Below are 18,379 nucleotides of genomic sequence, written 5' to 3'. Positions count from 1 at the left end.
CCGTATAGTGCCGCGGCCGGGCCCGAAGGTTCAAGGCCTGCCGGCCCGCCGCCTCACACCCGCATCGGCATGAGGACGTAGAGGGTGGCCGATTCCTCGCGGTCCTGGATGATGGTGGGCGAGCCGGGATCGGCGAGCTTGAAGAGGGCCGTGTCGCTGTCGAGTTGCGAGGTGATGTCGAGGAGGTAGCGGGCGTTGAAGCCGATATCGAGGGGCGCCGCGTCGTAATCGGCGTCGATCTCCTCGACCGCGTTGCCCGAATCCGGGTTGTTGACCGAGAGCGTCATCTTGCCTTCGGCGATGGCGAGCTTCACCGCGCGGCCGCGCTCCGACGAGATGGTCGAGACGCGGTCGACCGCATCCTGGAAATCCTTCTTCTCGATCGTCAGCCGCTTGTCGTTCCCGGCCGGGATGACCCGCTGGTAATCGGGGAAGGTGCCGTCGATCAGCTTCGACGTCAGGACGACGCCGCCGCCCTCGCCGAAGGTGAAGCGGATCTTGGCGGGGCTGAGTTCGACGCGAACGGCCTCGCCCGCCTCGTCGACGACGAGCTTCTGGATCTCGGCCACGGCCTTGCGCGGCACGATGATCCCCGGCATGCCGTCGGCTCCCGCGGGCGCCGGCAATTCGATCCGGGCGAGGCGATGGCCGTCGGTCGCGACCGCGCGCAGCCGCACCTCCCCCTCGACCTCGATCGTGTGCAGATAGATGCCGTTGAGATAGTAGCGCGTCTCCTCGGTCGAGATCGCGAACTGGGTCTTGTCGATCAGGCGCTTGAGATCGGAGGCGCCGATCGAGAAGCCGTGGGGCAGTTCGCCCGCGGCGATGTCGGGGAAATCCGTCTCCGGCAGGGCCTGCAGCGAGAAGCGCGAGCGGCCCGAGCGAACCTGCATCTGGCTCGTCTCGCCCGAGGTCTCGAGCGAGACCTGCGCGCCGTCCGGCAGCTTGCGGACGATATCGTAGAGCACATGCGCGGGAACGGTGATCGCGCCCGCCTGCACGACCTCGGCCCGCACCGTCTCCGTCACCTCGATGTCGAGATCGGTCGCCTTCAGGCGGAGCCCGCCCTCCTCCGCGCGCAGCAGCACGTTCGAGAGGATCGGAATCGTGGTTCGGCGTTCGACGACGCGGTGCACGTGCCCCAACGCCTTCAGCAACGCGGCGCGCTCGACGGTGACCTTCATCGCTGTGACTCTCGACCCTGACCTGGAACCCCGCGCGACGGCGTGCAAGCGGGGGCGGCACATTGGCGAAGCCTGGGCGGCTGCGCAAGAGCACTCGCCGATCGCTGCGGCAGGCCGTTGAATTCCGGGCGCGGATCGCCCATATTCCGACTGCCGGGGCGACCCGGCTATGATCGTAGATGTCGGGTGGAATAAGCGTTTAGGACGCGGGTTCAATTCCCGCCGTCTCCACCATGAGCCCGTTCGACGAGAGACCCTCGCGCGGCGGGCTGATGATGGGGACGACTTGGGTTCGACTAGGCGTGATAAAGGCTCAGCGGCGATTGGGCGAGCTACGGCCCTGACAGTGCAAACACACAAATGCCAACGACAACGTTGACATGGGTGAGGTTCGCCTCGCGGCGTAACCATCCGGGGCTCGGGAAAGCCTAGCAACAGAAACGGCACCTTCGGGTGCCGTTCCCATTTTTGCCCCTGAGTCACGCTCGTCATCCGAGGTGGTGTAACCAAACGGCCCGAGACGCGTTGCCCGTCGCCGCGCCATCACCCGCATCCCGGCCGCCTCCCGCGCGCGACGCCCGAAAGACCACCGAAAGCCATGTTCCGGCGCCTCGAAAGCCTCATCGATCCGTTCGCGCCGTTCTCGGACAGCGAGATGCCGCCGACGAGCGTCGCCCGCTTCATGTGGCACTATCTGCGCCCGGTCCTCGGCTGGCTCGGCGTCCTCCTCGCCATCTCGGTCGTGACGGGGATCGTCGAGAGTTCGCTCTATCTGCTCGTCGGCTGGTTCGTGGACCTGCTCGCGCGCTCGAGCCCGGAGACGATCCTGGCCGATCACGGCCATCTGCTGCTCCTGGCCGCGCTCCTGATCGCCGTCGTCCGGCCGCTCCTGCAATCGCTGGACGAGCTGGTCCAGAATCAGATCATCGTGCCGCAGACGACCAACCTGATCCGCTGGCGGACGCATCTCTACACGCTGCGCCATTCGGTCGGGTACTTCCAGGGCGACTTCGCGGGGCGGCTCGCGAACCGCATCGTGCAGGCGGGCCCGGCCATCCGCGAGATCGCGGTCACGCTGCTCGACACGCTCGTCTATGTCCTGATCTTCGCCGTCACCGCGCTCGCCCTCTTCGGCTCGATCAGCCTCTGGCTGGCCCTGCCGATGGCGCTCTGGATCGCCGGCTACGGCGCGCTGATGTGGTATTTCGTGCCGCGCGCCCAGACCCGCTCCCTCGCCAATTCCGAAAGCCGCTCGCTCATGGTCGGGCGCGTCGTCGACAGCTACACCAACATCCTGACCGTCAAGCTCTTCGCCCGCACGGATGACGAGCGCTCCTCCGTGCGGGACGCGCTGGACCAATGGTTGCGCAGCTTCCTCGACCTGATGCGCCTGATCACGGGCGTGACGGCGGCCCTCGCCTTCATGAACAGCGCCCTCCTCGTCGCGACGGCCACCCTGTCGCTGCGTCTGTGGATGAACGGGCAGATGACGCCCGGCGAGATCGCCGCCGGTCTCGCCCTCGTCATGCGGGTCATCACGATGTCCGGCTGGGTGATGCACACGGTGCGCGGAGTCTTCGAGAATATCGGCGTCGTGCAGGAATCGATGGCGACGATCGCCCGCCCGCATGCCGTCGTCGACGCGCCGGGCGCGCCGGACCTCGCCGTGACCGAGGGCGCGATCCGGTTCGACCGCGCGACCTTCAATTACGGACGCGAGACGGGCGTGATCACGGATCTCGACCTCGCGATCCGGCCGGGCGAGAAGGTCGGGCTGGTCGGGCCGAGCGGGGCCGGCAAGACCACGACGACCTCCCTGCTGCTGCGCCTGCACGACCTCGAAGGCGGGCGGATCACGATCGACGGGCAGGACATCGCCGGCGTCACGCAGGATTCGCTCCGCCGCCAGATCGCGGTCGTCACGCAGGACACCTCGCTCCTGCATCGTTCGATCCGCGAGAACATCTCCTATGGCCGCATGGGTGCCAGCGACGCGGAGATCGAGCGCGCCACGCGCCTCGCCCATGCCGACGGCTTCATCGCGGACCTCGTCGACCACAAGGGCCGTCGCCGGCTCGACGCGCATGTCGGCGAGCGGGGCGTCAAGCTCTCCGGCGGCCAGCGCCAGCGCATCGCCATCGCGCGCGTCATCCTGAAGGATGCACCGATCCTCGTCCTCGACGAAGCGACCTCCGCCCTCGACAGCGAGATCGAGGCGGCGATCCAGGAGGCGCTGTCCACCCTGATGGAGGGCAAGACCGTGCTCGCCATCGCCCACCGCCTCTCGACCATCGCCGCCCTCGACCGCCTCGTCGTGATGGATCACGGCCGAATCGTCGAGCAGGGCAGCCACGGCGAACTTCTGGCGAAGGGCGGCCTCTATGCGAGGCTCTGGCACCGCCAATCCGGCGGCTTCCTCGGCGAGAAGGAGGCGCAGGCGGCGGAATAGCGCCCGCCTCGAAGCCCGCGCGACCGTTGTGCCTGCTTCGAGGCTCGGCTTCGCCGAGCGCCTCAGGATGAGGACGGGAGAGTTTCCCGTGCCAGCCTCACAGCACGAAATCCGCCTGGCTCAGGCTGGCGACGTTGACCACCCGGATCACCATGTCGACCTGGGCGTCGCCGTCGAAATCGACCTGCACGTTGACGTTGCTGCCGGATTTGACCGTGCGCACCTGCCCCTTCACCTCGGACGGGTCGGCCACGGTGAAGTCGGTGACGAACCGGAAGGCCTGGTCGCCGGGCTTGGTCGTGTCGGCATCGATCAGGCTGAGATCGATCAGGTCGGACGTGGTGTCTCCCGCGAAGGCGGACGCCCGGAACTGCATGATCTGGTCCCAGTCGGCCACATTGGTTCCGCCGCCGCTGTCGGTGCGCGAGGCGTAGACGAAGGTGTCGCGCGCCGTATCGAGGCCCGCATACATCGCGTCCGCGCCCGCCCCGCCTTGGATCACGTTGCTGCCGGCATTGCCGATGATGCGATTGGCGAAGGCATTGCCGGCGAGGTCGATGGCCGCGGTCCCGGCCCCGTCGGAGGTGCGCAGCGTCTCGATCGAGACGCCGGCGGCGAGCGCGTAGCTGACGCTGGTGATGACCGTGTCGTTGCCCTGGCCGGCCGCCTCGATGATCACGTCGCCGGCATCGTCGACGATGTAGGTGTCGTCGCCCGCGAATCCGCGCATCGTGTCCGCGCCGCCCTTCCCGTCGAGGCGGTTGTTGCCGGCATTGCCGAGCAACGTCTGGGCGAAGGCGTTGCCGGTGAGGTTGATCGCGGTCGTGCTCGCGAGGTCCTGCACGCGCAGCTGCTCGATCTCGCTGCCGGCGCGCAGGGTGTAGCTCGCCGTGGTGAAGACGCGGTCGTTGCCGCCGCCCACGGCCTCGATCACGACGTCCGATGCGCCGTCGACATAATAGACGTCGTCGCCGCCGAAGCCGTACATGACATCGGTGCCGCCTCCGCCGCGGATGGCATTGACCCCGTCATTGCCGAGGATCGTCTGATCGAAGGCGTTGCCGGTCAGGAAGATCTGCTCCGTCCCCGCGCGGCCGAGGATCTCGAGCCGTTCGATCTCGCTGCCCGCCCGGAGCGTGTAGCCGGTTGTGGTGAGGACCCGGTCCGTCCCGCCCCCGACGGCTTCGAGCACGACGTCCCCGGCGCTGTCGACGTAATAGGTGTCGTTGCCGTCGAAGCCGCGCAGAGTGTCCTCCCCGCCCCCGCCCCTGAGGATGTTGGCCCCGGCATTGCCGAGGATCGACTGGCTGAACTCGTTGCCGGTGAGGTTGATGGCGGTCGTCGCGGCGCGATCGGCCGCGAGGATCTGCTCGACCTCGGCACCTGCTCGGAGGACGTAGCTGACCGTGGTGTAGAGCCGGTCGTTCCCCTCGCCCACGGCCTCGACGACGAGGTCGCCCGCGCTGTCGACCCGATAGACGTCATCGCCTGCCCTGCCCTCCAAGCGGTCGTTGCCGGCGCCGCCGTCGAGGACGTCCGCCGCGAGCGAGCCCACGAGATGGTCGTCGCCGCCGCGGCCGCGAACGGTCACACCCGAGGCGACCGCCGTGAGGTTGTCGGCCCCCTCCGTTCCCGTGACCGTGCCTGTCCGAGGATCCCAGATCGCACCGACGATGTCGGAATCGCCACCGTCGAGCCTCGTGTCGACGAGGCCGATGCGGCCGTCCGCGAGGAACACCGGCCGGCCGCTGCCGAAGACGAACTCGTCGACGATCGGATCGCCGTCCGCGTCGAACAGCCTGCCCTTATACGTCCGCTCCGGACGGTCGTACCAGGTGACGAGGAACCCGCCTTCCGGCGCCGCCACGATCTGGGGTTCCATCTGGCGCAACGGGTCGCCGGAGGAGACCTGCACCTGCCGAAGGAGGCTGCCGGCATCGCTGTAAAGATTGAGCTTGATCCCGCCACCGGCTGCACGCCAGGTCACGGCGAAGCCATCTTCCAGCGCGGCGAGATCGTGGTCGAAGTTCAGGTAGCCCCCGGGCACGCTGAGGGTGGTGAGTTCCACACCGGCCTGATCATAGGTCGTGACATTGACGACGCTGTATTGGCCGTCTCCGCCCGAGCCGATGGCATGGTCCAGCACGACGACATGACCGTTGGAGAGGAAACCGATATCCAGAGGATCGAGCCAGACGCGCTCATCGCCGTTGAAGGCCAAATCCTCGTATCGGACGCGCGCGACCTCGATCTCCGGTCCGGGCACACCGGACGCGCTCACAAACCTCATCATGCCGACATAGGACGGTCCCGTCGGCTCCACTCCGCCCGGGTCCTCGGGTTCGAATTCGAGCGTATAGCCGATCACGTAGCCGCCGGACGGGTCGGCGATGATCCGCGGATCGGACGCGACATCCCCATCGACCTTGATGGAATCGGCGGCAACGAAAGCAAGGTTCGCATCGAAACGCCGGACGAGGACGTCGTCTCCGGAAGTGTCCCGGTAGGCGACCGCGATCCCGCCATCGGCAAGGACCGCGACCGAGGGGCTGTCCTGCGAGGCAGGGCCGGAGCCGAGGACGACCTCGCCGCCGACCTTCTCTCCCCGGAAGTCGTAGCGCTGGCCGACGATGGCCGAGCCGCTCGGGTCGTGGACACCGCTCTCGTCGGTCCAGACCACGAGGAAACCGCCATCGGGCAGGGCGACCATCTGGCCGTCTGACTGGTCGCTGTTTCCATCCGACGTGTTGACCTGGAACGGAGCCTTCCAGATCGCTGGGGTCGTCACCATCATCCGCCTCCGTTGTGTGGAGCGTTCCCTCTCGCATCGCGCGGAACGTTGTCCCGCTTAAATCTAAGTCTGTCAATCATCACTACTGATGACAGCAAGACCACATTCGCTATCTCCAGAGTTCCTTGAAATGTTTCAAAGCAGAAACATTTCAAGGAACTCTTCTCGTCTGCGACTCCCACTGCCGTGCCTCGGGTCGCGAGGCCTTCGAAGCTCCCCGCGCACCCCGAAAGGTCGCGGGGATCAGCCCGGTGCACCCGCCGGCCACCGGGCTCACGACACGATGTCGCGCGCAACCGGCTGCCCTCCGCCGACACGGGCGGGTAAGAGGCCGCGATGAACCAGGGGGCTCCTTCCACCGTCGCCGGAGACGGCGCGCGCCATCCGCCGTTCGGCCGGGCGTTCCGGCGCGAATTCGCGGCGACCTTCACGCTCGCGCTTCCGCTCGTCGCCACCAATCTCGCGCAGATCGGTCTCGGAACCGCCGATGTCGTGCTGCTCGGCCGTCTCGGACCCGAGGCCCTGGCCGCGGGAGCGCTCGGCACGAATCTGTATTTCGCGCTCGCCTTCCTCGGGATCGGGCTCGTCTCGGCCACCGCTCCCCTCATGGCGGAGGCGATCGGCGCACGCCGCCACGCCGTGCGGGACGTGCGTCGGACGGTGCGGCAGGGCCTCTGGAGCTGTCTGGCGATCACGCTGCCCGTCTGGGCCATCCTGTGGCAGGGCGAGACGCTCCTCCTCGCGCTCGGCCAGCAGGCCAGCCTTGCTGCGGAGGCGGGCCGCTACCTGCGCAGCCTGCAATGGGGGCTGCTGCCCTTCCTCGCCTTCGCGGTCCTGCGCTGTTTTCTCGCAGCGCTCGAGCGTCCAGGCTGGGGCCTTGCGATCAGCCTCGCCGCGATCCCCATGAATGTCGGCCTCGCGATCTGGCTGATCGGCGGAGGCTGGGGCGTGCCGCCGCTCGGGCTCGTCGGGGCGGGCGTGGCGACCTCCCTCACCAGCTTCGCGATGTTCGTCGCCGTCACCCTCATCCTCGTGACGCATCGGCGTTTCCGGCGCTGGCACCTGTTCGGGCGCTGGTGGCGCCCGGACGCGCCGCGCTTCCGCCGACTGTGGATCCTCGGCATCCCGATCGCCGCGACGCTCGCCTTCGAGGTCGGCGTCTTCAACGCGGCCGGCCTCGCGATCGGGCGCTTCGGAGCGATCCCGCTCGCCGCCCACGCGATCGCCCTGCAGATCGCCGCCGCCCTGTTCATGGTGCCCCTGGGGATCGCCCAGGCCGCCACGGTCCGGGTCGGAATCGCCTATGGCGCGGGCGACCGCGAGGGGATGACCCAGGCGGGCCGCGCCGCGCTCGTGCTCGCGGTCGCGTTCATGGCGGTCAGCATCGCGGTCCTGTCCCTCGCCCCTCGCCTTCTGATCGAAGCCTTCGTGGACCGCGACGTGCCGGCCAACCAAGAGGTGATCCGCCTCGGGGTCGCCCTCCTCTTCGTCGCGGCGATCTTCCAGCTGGCCGACGGCCTGCAGGCCGTCGCCGCGGGGCTCCTGCGCGGCATCCAGGACACCCGCGTCCCGATGCTGCTGGCCGGCCTCGGATATTGGGGGATCGGCGCCACGCTCGGCGTCATCCTCGCCTTTCCGGGAGGGTTCGGGCCCATCGGCATCTGGATCGGCCTCGCGACCGGGCTCGGGGTGGTCGCGGTCCTCATGCTGTGGCGGTGGCGGCGACGCGACTCCCTCCTTTCCGCACGGCCCGGTTGAGACGGGCGCCTCCCCCTTCACCGAGGCCGTCTCAGACACATCTGCGGCGTGGACAGCCGTCTGGAACCATGCCAAAGACCGGCCATCCTGACGGTTCGCGGTTCTCGCGGACCACTCCGTACAATCCCTCTGGAGCCTCGTCTTGGCTACGACCGCCACCGCAGCCCCGGCCACTCGGCGTGATTTCCTCCTCATCGCGACCGGCGCCGCGGGCGCCGTCGGCGCGGGCGCGCTGGTTTGGCCCTTCGTGGCGTCCCTTGCGCCTGACGCAGCGGTCATCGCCGCCGGCGCGCCGGTCGACGTCGATCTCGCGCCGATCCAGGCCGGCCAGATCGTGAAGGTGTTCTGGCGCGGCAAGCTCATCTTCGTCCGTCACAGGACCGCGGATGAGATCAAGTCGGCCGAGGACGTGAACGTTGCGACGCTCCGCGACCCGCAGGCAGATTCGGCCCGGGTGAAGCCCGGACACGCCGCCTTCCTCATCGTCTACGGCAACTGCACCCATCTCGGTTGCGTGCCGCTCGGCCACGAGGGCGAATACAAGGGCTGGTTCTGCCCCTGCCACGGTTCGGTCTTCGACACCTCCGGGCGCATCCGCCAGGGGCCGGCGCCGACGAACCTGCCGATCCCGCCCTACTCCTTCGTGTCGGACACCAAGATCCGCATCGGCGAGGAATCGAAGGGCGGGGCCGCCGCGGCCCACGGTTGAGGACGGTTACAGGTCAGACGTCATGAGCCACGAATCCACCTACGTCCCCAAAAGCGCCCTGGCGAAATGGTTCGAGAGCCGCCTGCCGATCGCCGGCATGGTGCACTCGTCCTTCATCGCCTATCCCGTTCCGCGGAACCTGAACTATTTCTGGACCTTCGGCGCCATCCTCAGCTTCATGCTGATCGCGCAGATCGTCACCGGCGTCTTCCTCGCCATGCACTACGTCTCCGATTCGAAGCTCGCCTTCGAATCCGTCGAGTCGATCATGCGCGACGTGAATTACGGCTGGCTCCTGCGCTACCTGCACGCCAACGGCGCCTCGATGTTCTTCATCGCGGTCTACATCCACATCTTCCGGGGGATGTATTACGGCTCCTACAAGGCCCCGCGTGAGATCCTGTGGATCCTCGGCGTCGTCATCTTCGTGCTGATGATGGCCACCGCGTTCATGGGCTACGTCCTGCCCTGGGGTCAGATGTCCTTCTGGGGCGCGACCGTCATCACCAACCTGTTCTCGGCGATCCCGGTCGTCGGCGACACCATCGTGTCGCTGCTCTGGGGCGGCTACTCGGTCGGCAACCCGACCCTGAACCGGTTCTTCGCGCTGCATTACCTGCTGCCCTTCATGATCGCCGGCGTCGTCGGCCTCCACGTCTGGGCGCTGCACGTCGTCGGCCAGAACAACCCTGCCGGCATCCCGATCAAGACGGCCAAGGACGCCGTTCCGTTCACGCCCTACGCGACCATCAAGGACCTCTTCGCCACGGTCCTGTTCATGATGTTCTTCGCCTGGTTCGTGTTCTACCTGCCGAACTATCTCGGCCACTCGGACAACTACATCCCCGCCGATCCGGCCGTGACGCCCGCGCATATCGTGCCGGAATGGTACTTCCTGCCCTTCTACGCGATCCTGCGCGCCATTCCCGACAAGCTCGGCGGCGTGCTGGCCATGGGCGGCGCGATCGTGGTGCTGGCATTCCTGCCCTGGCTCGACACCTCCCGGGTCCGCTCGGCGGCCTACCGCCCGCTCTACCGGCAGTTCTTCTGGATCTTCGTCATCGTGTGCCTGCTGCTCGGCTGGCTCGGTGCGAAGCCGGCGGAAGGCGGCTACGTGATCGCCTCGCAGATCTGCACGGCCTTGTATTTCGCCTACTTCCTCGTGGTGCTGCCGCTGCTCGGTCTCTTCGAGACGCCGAAGCCTCTGCCGACATCGATCCTCGAATCCGTCACCAAGGCCAAGGGCGGCTCGGGAATCCCGGCTGGAGCGGCGGCCGCGCCGTCCACCAAGGGCTGACAGGACCGGACGACGATAGACCCATGACCATCAAGTCCTGCCTCGCCGCCGCCGCCCTCGTGCTCGTCGCCGCCGTGCCCGCGCTCGGAGCTGAAGGCGCGCCGCCTCCCCCGCGCCAGAATTGGTCGTTCTCGGGGATCTTCGGCACCTTCGATCGCGCCCAGCTTCAGCGCGGCTTCAAGGTGTACCGAGAGGTCTGCCAGTCGTGCCACCAGCTCGACATCCCCTTCCGGACGCTCTCGCAGCCGGGCGGACCCCAGTTCTCCACCGCCCAGGTCGCCGCGCTGGCCGCGGAGTACAAGATCCAGGACGGGCCGAACGACGCGGGCGACATGTTCGAGCGTCCCGGTCGGCCGGCCGACAAGTTCCCGTGGACCTTCCCCAATGCGCAGGCCGCGGCGGCCGCCAATGGCGGGAAGGCTCCGCCGCCCCTGCAGCTGATGGCGAAGGCCCGCAGCTACGAGCGCGGCTTCCCCTGGTGGATCATCGATACGCTTCCGGGCTTCGTCTACCAGGAGCACGGGCCGGACTATCTGCATGCGCTGATGGTCGGCTACGAGCCGGCGCCGGCCGGCTTCACCGTTCCCCAGGGCGGGCACTACAACAAGTACTTCCCCGGCCACATCATCGCGATGCCGAAGCCGATCGCCGATGGCCAGGTCGAGTATCCCAAGGGTCCGGACGGCAAGTCGCCGGTCCCGGAGACGATCGATCAGTACGCGAAGGACCTCGCCGCGTTCCTGATGTGGACCGCCGAGCCCACCCTGGAGCAGCGCAAGCGGACCGGCTTCATGGTCATGATCTTCCTCGCGGTCTTCGCCTACGGGATGTATTACACCAAGAAGAAGATCTGGTCGGGGCTGCACGACGACGAGCACGCCGCGACGAAGGCCTGAGGGCCCGAACGACGCAACGAAATCGGCCCGGCCTTGCGCCGGGCCTTTTCTTTTGCGGCCTGCGCGCCAGAATCGACCGGCGCAAACGGTGGAGACGGTCGGATATGAAGGCGGTTCTGGGCATCATCGGCGGATCGGGCGTCTACGACCTTCCCGGGCTCGAGGACCTGCGCGAGGAGCGGATCACATCTCCCTGGGGAGAGCCGTCGGATGCACTCCGATTCGGCCGGATCGGCCCGACCGAGGTCGTCTTCCTGCCCCGCCACGGCCGTGGCCACCGCCTGGCGCCGGGCGATATCGACTACCGGGCCAATATCGATGCGCTCAAACGCGCCGGCGTCACCGACCTCGTCTCGATCTCCGCCTGTGGCTCCTATCGGGAATCGCTCCCGCCCGGTCGCTTCGTCCTCGTCGACCAGTTCGTCGACCGCACGACGCGGCGCGAGAGCTCCTTCTTCGGCGCCGGCTGCGTCGCCCATGTCTCGATGGCCCATCCGGTGGGCCCGCGGCTTCAGGAGCGCATCGCGGCCGCCGCCCACGCCGAGGGGATCGAGGTCCATCGCGGCGGCACCTATGTCTGCATGGAGGGGCCGCAATTCTCCTCGCGGGCCGAGTCGCTCTCCTATCGGGCCGCCGGCTACGACGTCATCGGCATGACCAACATGCCGGAGGCCAAACTCGCCCGCGAGGCCGAGATCACCTACGCGACGATCGCGATGGTGACGGATTACGATTGCTGGCATCCGGACCACGAAGCGGTCGAGGTCTCGGACGTGATCGCCGTGGTGAAGGCCAATGCCGGCAAGGCCGCCCGCCTTGTGGCGCGGCTCGCACGGGATTTCCCGGCCGAGCACGAGCCCTGCCCCGTGAAATCGGACCGGGCGCTCGAGCACGCGATCATGACCTCGCCGGACGCCCGCGACCCCGCGATTCTCGCCAAGCTCGATGCGGTGGCGGGGCGAGTGCTCTCTCGGCACCGAGCGTAACGTCGAGAAGGCGCTGCCGGCAGGCAGGCCGCCCTCCATACCGGCTCACGCCTCAACGCGAGGGGCCGCCCCCACGGGGACGTGACGCTGCCAGGTTTCGCCCTGCCCGATCCTTGAACCGGCAGCGCCCGACCTCTCCCGCGAGGGGAGAGGTCACGCAGGTCTCGTCGACCTACTCGATCGTGACAGCGACGAAGCGGACCTCGCCCTGCGCGTTGGCGACGAGGAGAAGCGCGGATTTGCGCCCTTCCTTCTTCAGGGTCTCGACGCGCTTGGCCACATCCGCCGGCGAGGACACGGCCTCCTGGCCCACCTCGACGATCAGCTCGCCGGGCTGGATGCGCTTGTCGGCCGCGGACGAGTTCGGATCGACGCGGGTGATCACGACGCCCTTCTGGCCGTCCTTGATCCCGTAGCGGCGCCGCAGGTCCTCGGAGACGGCCGAGAGCTCGAGCCCGAGCGCACGCTGGGAGGCCGCTGGGGCATCGCCCGTGCGCGGTCCGGAGGGCGAGGCCGCAGCCGCCTTCTCGCCGTCCTCGAGCCGTCCGAGCGTGACCGACTTCGTCAGTTCCTCCTTCTTGCGGACGATCACGACGTCCACGGTCTTGCCGACGGGCGTCGTCGCCACGATGCGCGGCAGGTCGCGGGACTGCTTCACCTCCTGGCCGTCGAACTTGACGATGACGTCGCCGAGTTCGAGGCCCGCGGGCTTGGCCGGCCCCTTCTCGTCGATCCCCGCGATCAGGGCGCCGCGCGCGGTGCCGAGGCCGAGCGCCTCGGCCGTCGCGTCGTCGACATTCTGGATGCGGACGCCGAGCCAGCCGCGCCGGGTCTCGCCGAATTCCCGGAGCTGCTCGATGACCGGCTTCGCATTGGCGGACGGGACGGCGAAGCCGATGCCGACGGAGCCCCCTGTCGGCGAGAGGATGGCGGTGTTGATGCCGATCACCTCGCCGTTCATGTTGAAGAGCGGCCCGCCGGAATTGCCCTTGTTGATGGCGGCGTCGGTCTGGATGTAGTTGTCGTAGGGTCCGGACTCGATGTTCCGGCCGCGCGCCGAAACGATGCCGGCCGAGACCGAGCCGCCGAGGCCGAACGGGTTGCCGATCGCCATCACCCAGTCGCCGGGCCGCATGGTCTCCGAATCGCCGAAGGGCACGGCCTTCAGCGGCTTTTCAGGCTTCACGCGCAGGACCGCGATGTCGGTCTTGGCGTCGCGTCCGACGATCTCGGCCTTGAGCTTGGTGCCGTCCGAGAAGATGACCTGGATGTCGTTGGCCTCGCCGATGACGTGGTTGTTGGTGACGACGATGCCCGAGGCGTCGATCACGAAACCCGAACCCAGCGAGTTCGAACGGCGCGGCCGGGGCGCCTCGCCACGGCCGGGAGCCTGACCGCGTCGGCGGAAGAATTCCTCGAACAGATCCTCGAACGGCGTTCCGGGCTGCGGGCCGGTGCGCGGCCGGGCCGCCTCGTCCGAGCGCGTCGAGGCCGAGATGTTGACCACCGCCGGGGTCACGGAGGCGGCGAGATCGGCAAGGGATTCCGGCCCCTTCGCCGAGGCGACACCGGACCAGACCGTCCCGGCGGCCAGAACCGCGGCGGCCAGCATGCCGATGACCCCGCGGCGCCGCGTGGCGGCCGCGAGGCCCTGCCTCTCACCCATGTCGATATCCATCGCTCGTCCCCGTCGATCGCGCCCGGACCGCCGCCGGACGACGCAAACACTGCTCTTATGCTTCGCCCCGGAGGCGTATCAGGCCCACAGCCGGCGGACGGCCCAGATGATCCCGACGCCGACGAGTGCGCTGACGAGCCCGACGGTTCTCATCGATTCCCGTGGCGACTCGGCGGCCTCCAGGAGGGCTCGCTTCATCGCATCGGGGAAAGATGCAAACAGAAGACCTTCGATGGCAAGGGCGAGGCCGAGGGCTGCGACAAGGTCCCTCATCCGGCTCAGGGCCGGGACGAGGGTTCTGTCGGAGCAGCAGCGGCAGCGGGGGCTCGCGCCGCCGGAGCGACGCTCTGCGCGGTCGGGCCCTTGAAGTAACGCAGGACTTCCGAGGTCGGCGACAGGATCATCCGGGTATCGCCGGACTTCAGGGCGCTCTCGTAGGTCTGCATCCAGCGATAGAAGGAGAAGAAGTCCGGGTCGCGGCCGAAGGCCTCGGCCAGGATGCGGTTCTTCTCGGCCTCGCCGGTACCGCGCAGCTCGTCGGACTTCTGGTTCGCCTCGGCCACGATCACCGTGACGTCGCGATCGGCCCTCGCCCGGATCGACTGCCCGATCTGCGTGCCCTGGGCGCGAAGATCGGTCGCCTCGCGCTGACGCTCGGTCTGCATGCGCTGGAAGATCGCCTGGCTGTTCTGCTCGGGCAGATCCACGCGGCGCAGGCGGACGTCGACGATCTCGACGCCGAGGCCACGCGCGGCCTGGTTCACGCGGTCGCGGATGGTCCGCATCAGCGCTTCACGATCGGTCCTGACCACGTCGGTGAACGTCGCGTCGCCCAGGACGCCACGAACCGTCGAGGAGACGATCGCGCCGAGCCGGTTGTTGGCGCCCGCGATGGTGTTGACGGTCTGATAGAAGCGAAGCGGGTCGAGGATGCGGTAGCGTGCGAAGGAATCCACGACGAGCCGCTTCTGGTCCGACGCGATCACCTCCTGCGCCGGCAGGTTGAGGTCGAGAATACGCCGGTCGAGATAGACGACGTTCTCGAACAGGGGCAGCTTGAAATAGAGCCCCGGCTGGGTCGCGACGGTCCGGATGGCGCCGAAGCGGAGGACGAGCGCCTGCTGACGCTGGTCGACGATGAAGGTCGCCGAGAACAGCAGGAGGAAGACCGCGGCGAGCAGGACCAGAAGAGCGGTACGAAGAGCGGTCATCGGCCGGCTCCCTGAGCGGTCGCGGGCGGTGCGGGCGGTGTCCGGCGACCCAGCTCGCTCAAGGGCAGATAGGGCACGACCCCGCTCTGTCCCGGCTGCTGGTCGAGGATCAGCTTTTCGCTGCCGGTCAGGACCTTCTCCATCGTGTCGATGAACATGCGCTCGCGGATCACGGCCGGCGCCTTGGCATATTCGGCATAGACCTGGTCGAAGCGGGACGCGGCACCCTTCGCCTCGGCGATCGAACGCTCGCGATAGGCCTCGGCGCCCTGGATGATCTTCGCCGCCTCACCGCGCGCTTCGGGGACGACCCGGCTCGCATAGGTCTCGGCTTCGTTGCGGACGCGATCCTGGTCGGCACGGGCCGCCTGGACGTCACGGAACGCATCGATGACCTGCTGGGGCGGGTCGACGCGCTGCAGGTTGACGCGCAGAACCTCGATGCCGGCACCGTAATGGTTCAGCGTGTCCTGGGTCAGCTTGTGCACCTCGGCCTCGATCGCGGAGCGGTCGACGGTGAGGATCGTCTGGATGTTGCGGCGGCCGATCACCTCGCGCATCGCGCTCTCGGCGACGACGCGAACGGTGTCCTCGGGGTTCTGGAGGTTGAAGACGAAATCGGTGACCTTGTTGGGGTCGACCTGCCATTGCAGCGTGAAGTCGATGTCGACGATGTTCTCGTCGCCCGTGAGCATCAGGCTCTCGGAATCGACCGGACGCTGAGGCCGGCGCGTATCGACGTTGCGGACGCCGATCTCGATCGTGCGGTTCTGCGTCACGAGCGGCTTCTCGACCTGCCCGATCGGATAGGGCCAGTTCCAGCGCAGGCCGTTGGCCGCGCTCGAGGAGTACTTGCCGAAGATGAGGTTCAAGCCGACCTCGTTCGGCCGGACGGTGTACCATCCCGTCATCAGCCAGACGAAGATGCCGCCGAGCAGCAGCAGCGCGATCGCGCGGCCGCTCAGCTGGCCACCGCCTCCCGAGCCGCCGGGGAAGATGTCGCGCAGCCGGTCCTGGCCGCGCCGGAGCATATCCTCGAGATCGGGCGGCCTGTTGCCGCCACCACCACCGCCGCCGCCGCTACCGCCGCCGGAGCCACCGCCCCAGGGGCCGCCGCCACCGCCGCCGCCGCCAGACGACCCGCCGCCGCGCTGTCCCCAAGGACCGCCGCCGCCGTTGCCGCCACCGCTCTGATTACTCCAGGGCATCGTCCTCGCCAGTTTCCCTCAGCGGCCTCGTGGTCGCCCGCGGGAGCAGGCAAGGGCGCTTGTTGTCGTCCGCCGGAATGGTGTCAAGCTCGGGACATGGGCGGGGACAGGCGCCGCGTCAACCGGCCAAGCTGTCGCGATGCCCCGTTTCGCCCTCTCGCACCGGCCGGACGAGATCGATGAACGTGAAGGCGTGGTCGTCCTGCGGCCCTGCCGGATGCTCCTCCCGGAACACCTCCCGGAAGCCGCGTTCATCATAGGCGGGAAAATGCACGTCTCCCTCCGGCCGGGCATGAACACGGGTGAGCCGCAGGGCGTCGATCTCGGGCATGGCCAGACGATAGATCTCCGCCCCGCCGCCGACGATCGCCTCCGCGGCGCCAGTGCGGGCGGCAATCTCGGCCGCGCGCCGGCGCGCCTCGCCCCAGCCATGCACGACATCGACGCCCTCCGCCGCGAAGTCGCGCCGCTTGGTCATCACGATGATGTCGCGACCCGGCAGCGGCCGGCCGATCGAATCCCAGTTGCGGCGCCCGATGATCAGGGGCTTGCCCATCGTGATCGCCCGGAACCGGCGCAGATCGGTCCGCAATCGCCAGGGCAGATCGTTCTCGCGCCCGATGACGCCGTTCTCGGCGACCGCGACGACCGCGACGAGCGGAAGACCAGCCGCGCCTCCCGGCATCACACCGCCACCGGTGCCTTGATCCCCGGCGCCGGGTCGTAGCCCTCCACCAGGATGTCCTCGTAGCGGAAATCGAACACCGAGCGGACGTCCGGATTGAGGACCAGCGCCGGCAGAGGCCTCGGCTCGCGGGTCAGCTGGAGGCGGGCCTGGTCCAGATGGTTCGAATAGAGGTGGAGGTCGCCGAAGCTGTGCACGAAGTCGCCCGGCTCGAGGCCCGTCGCCTGGGCCATCATGACGGTCAGAAGAGCGTAGGACGCGATGTTGAAAGGCACGCCGAGGAAGGCATCGGCGGAGCGCTGATAGAGCTGGCAGGAGAGCCGGCCATCCGCGACGTAGAACTGGAACAGGCAATGGCAGGGCGCGAGCGCCATCCGGTCGAGATCGGCCGGGTTCCAGGCCGAGACGATGAGGCGGCGCGAATCGGGATTGCGCCGGATCTCGTCCTGCACCCACGCGATCTGGTCGATCACCCGTCCGTCACGCCCTTCCCAGGAGCGCCATTGCCGGCCGTAGACCGGGCCGAGATCGCCGCGCTCGTCGGCCCATTCGTCCCAGATCGTGACGCCATGGTCCTTCAGATAGGCGATGTTGGTGTCGCCCTTCAGGAACCAGAGGAGTTCGTGCACGACCGATTTCAGATGCACTCGCTTCGTCGTGACCAGCGGAAAGCCGCGGGAGAGATCGAACCGCATCTGGTGGCCGAAGACCGAGATCGTCCCCGTGCCGGTCCGATCCGATTTGGGCGTCCCCTCCTCGAGAATCCGACGCAGGAGGTCATGGTAGGCGCGCATGCCGCTCTCCGGCTCGTCTGCCGAGCGTAGGCCGTTCTCTACACGAGCAGCGCTCGCGACCGAAGCGGGGGACGGGGGTTTGTCCCCGCTTCCCTCGCCGCCCGGCTCTCCCTATAACTGGGCCGGACGGGCCTGTCGCTCTCGGCCTTCGTCTCACCGCGTTCCCGGAACCTCATGTCGACGGCCCATATCCGATACGATCTCCTCGTCCAGGACGCCCTCAAGGGCGTCGTGCGGCGCGTCCTGACCGATACCGTGCGGGACGGGCTTCCGGGCGACCATCATTTCTACATCTCGTTCCGGACGGACAAATCCGGCGTCCGCCTCTCCCAGCGCCTGCGCGAGCGCTATCCGCAGGACATGACGATCGTCCTGCAGCACCAGTTCACGGGGCTGAACGTCACCGACCAGGCCTTCGAGGTCGGGCTGTCCTTCTCCGGCATCCCCGAGCGGCTGCGCATCCCCTTCGACGCCCTCACCGGCTTCTTCGATCCGTCCGTCCAGTTCGGCCTGAAATTCGAGACCCAGGACGTCGCGCAGGACGGCGATGCGGACGAGCCGTCGCCGATCCCGACTCTCCCCGGTCCGGTGCCGAAGCTCGGCTCCCGCAAGACCTCCAAGTCCGAGGGCAAGGACGAAGCCGCCGCCGATGCGGACGAAGCGGCGCCTGCCGCCGAAGAGAGCGGCGCCGAAGTCGTGAGCCTCGACGCGTTCCGGAAGAAGAGCTGACCCT

The 18,379-nt window shown here is 68.1% G+C and carries 15 protein-coding genes and 1 other RNA gene; 8 read left to right on the top strand and 8 right to left on the bottom strand.

Annotated elements, in window-relative coordinates; all coding sequences use genetic code 11:
• Nucleotides 1–53: 53 nt before the first annotated feature.
• Entirely contained in the window at nucleotides 54–1,184 is a 1,131-nt protein-coding gene (gene dnaN / locus EV668_RS19775) for a DNA polymerase III subunit beta (RefSeq protein ID WP_133773352.1), read from the bottom strand.
• 113 nt (nucleotides 1,185–1,297) lie between these two features.
• Between dnaN and ssrA the strand changes: the two genes are divergently transcribed.
• Together ssrA and EV668_RS19765 are read left to right on the top strand one after the other, a co-directional pair.
• Nucleotides 1,298–1,633: a transfer-messenger RNA gene (gene ssrA, locus EV668_RS19770) on the top strand.
• Between the two features lie 149 nt (nucleotides 1,634–1,782).
• The gene (locus EV668_RS19765; protein WP_133773350.1) at nucleotides 1,783–3,633 is read left to right on the top strand and encodes an ABC transporter ATP-binding protein; all 1,851 of its coding nucleotides are present in this window, start codon (nucleotides 1,783–1,785) and stop codon (nucleotides 3,631–3,633) included.
• 97 nt (nucleotides 3,634–3,730) lie between these two features.
• Here the strand turns inward: EV668_RS19765 and EV668_RS19760 are convergent, their stop codons facing one another.
• The gene (locus EV668_RS19760; RefSeq protein WP_166652561.1) at nucleotides 3,731–6,424 is read right to left on the bottom strand and encodes a calcium-binding protein; all 2,694 of its coding nucleotides are present in this window, start codon (nucleotides 6,422–6,424) and stop codon (nucleotides 3,731–3,733) included.
• A 336-nt stretch (nucleotides 6,425–6,760) separates the two neighbouring features.
• Between EV668_RS19760 and EV668_RS19755 the strand changes: the two genes are divergently transcribed.
• The 5 genes from EV668_RS19755 (at nucleotide 6,761) to EV668_RS19735 (ending at nucleotide 12,070) form a co-directional block, all read left to right on the top strand.
• Complete coding sequence (locus tag EV668_RS19755) at nucleotides 6,761–8,182, top strand: MATE family efflux transporter (protein ID WP_133773346.1); 1,422 nt, start codon at nucleotides 6,761–6,763, stop codon at nucleotides 8,180–8,182.
• A gap of 142 nt (nucleotides 8,183–8,324) precedes the next feature.
• On the top strand, nucleotides 8,325–8,891 hold the full coding sequence (petA, locus tag EV668_RS19750) for a ubiquinol-cytochrome c reductase iron-sulfur subunit (protein WP_133773344.1): 567 nt from the start codon (nucleotides 8,325–8,327) through the stop codon (nucleotides 8,889–8,891).
• Nucleotides 8,892–8,913: 22 nt separating this feature from the next.
• Complete coding sequence (locus EV668_RS19745; RefSeq protein WP_133773342.1) at nucleotides 8,914–10,188, top strand: cytochrome b; 1,275 nt, start codon at nucleotides 8,914–8,916, stop codon at nucleotides 10,186–10,188.
• 23 nt (nucleotides 10,189–10,211) lie between these two features.
• The gene (locus tag EV668_RS19740; RefSeq protein WP_133773340.1) at nucleotides 10,212–11,084 is read left to right on the top strand and encodes a cytochrome c1; all 873 of its coding nucleotides are present in this window, start codon (nucleotides 10,212–10,214) and stop codon (nucleotides 11,082–11,084) included.
• A gap of 104 nt (nucleotides 11,085–11,188) precedes the next feature.
• The gene (locus EV668_RS19735; RefSeq protein ID WP_133773338.1) at nucleotides 11,189–12,070 is read left to right on the top strand and encodes an S-methyl-5'-thioadenosine phosphorylase; all 882 of its coding nucleotides are present in this window, start codon (nucleotides 11,189–11,191) and stop codon (nucleotides 12,068–12,070) included.
• 172 nt (nucleotides 12,071–12,242) lie between these two features.
• Here EV668_RS19735 and EV668_RS19730 read toward each other — a convergent pair whose 3' ends face one another.
• From EV668_RS19730 to EV668_RS19705, 6 genes are all read right to left on the bottom strand, one after another.
• Nucleotides 12,243–13,682: a DegQ family serine endoprotease gene (locus EV668_RS19730; RefSeq protein ID WP_245513332.1), complete on the bottom strand. Its 1,440-nt coding sequence runs from the start codon at nucleotides 13,680–13,682 to the stop codon at nucleotides 12,243–12,245.
• Nucleotides 13,683–13,826: 144 nt separating this feature from the next.
• Complete coding sequence (locus EV668_RS19725; RefSeq protein WP_133773334.1) at nucleotides 13,827–14,021, bottom strand: DUF2065 domain-containing protein; 195 nt, start codon at nucleotides 14,019–14,021, stop codon at nucleotides 13,827–13,829.
• A gap of 5 nt (nucleotides 14,022–14,026) precedes the next feature.
• The gene (hflC, locus tag EV668_RS19720; RefSeq protein WP_133773332.1) at nucleotides 14,027–14,959 is read right to left on the bottom strand and encodes a protease modulator HflC; all 933 of its coding nucleotides are present in this window, start codon (nucleotides 14,957–14,959) and stop codon (nucleotides 14,027–14,029) included.
• Entirely contained in the window at nucleotides 14,956–16,167 is a 1,212-nt protein-coding gene (gene hflK / locus EV668_RS19715) for an FtsH protease activity modulator HflK (RefSeq protein ID WP_133773330.1), read from the bottom strand. Before hflK ends, hflC begins: the two co-directional genes overlap by 4 nt.
• A gap of 118 nt (nucleotides 16,168–16,285) precedes the next feature.
• On the bottom strand, nucleotides 16,286–16,852 hold the full coding sequence (locus EV668_RS19710; RefSeq protein ID WP_133773327.1) for a dihydrofolate reductase: 567 nt from the start codon (nucleotides 16,850–16,852) through the stop codon (nucleotides 16,286–16,288).
• Nucleotides 16,852–17,646, bottom strand: coding sequence for a thymidylate synthase (locus EV668_RS19705; protein WP_133773325.1), 795 nt, complete (start codon nucleotides 17,644–17,646; stop codon nucleotides 16,852–16,854). Before EV668_RS19705 ends, EV668_RS19710 begins: the two co-directional genes overlap by 1 nt.
• Nucleotides 17,647–17,820: 174 nt before the next feature.
• Between EV668_RS19705 and EV668_RS19700 the strand changes: the two genes are divergently transcribed.
• Nucleotides 17,821–18,375, top strand: coding sequence for an SspB family protein (locus tag EV668_RS19700; RefSeq protein WP_133773323.1), 555 nt, complete (start codon nucleotides 17,821–17,823; stop codon nucleotides 18,373–18,375).
• The last annotated feature ends 4 nt before the right edge of the window (nucleotides 18,376–18,379 follow it).

The sequence above is a fragment of the Enterovirga rhinocerotis genome, from assembly GCF_004363955.1.
Taxonomy (GTDB): Bacteria; Pseudomonadota; Alphaproteobacteria; order Rhizobiales; family Beijerinckiaceae; genus Enterovirga; species Enterovirga rhinocerotis.
Note: the sequence above shows the minus strand (reverse complement) of the source record. Positions and strands in the feature narration are given on the sequence as shown.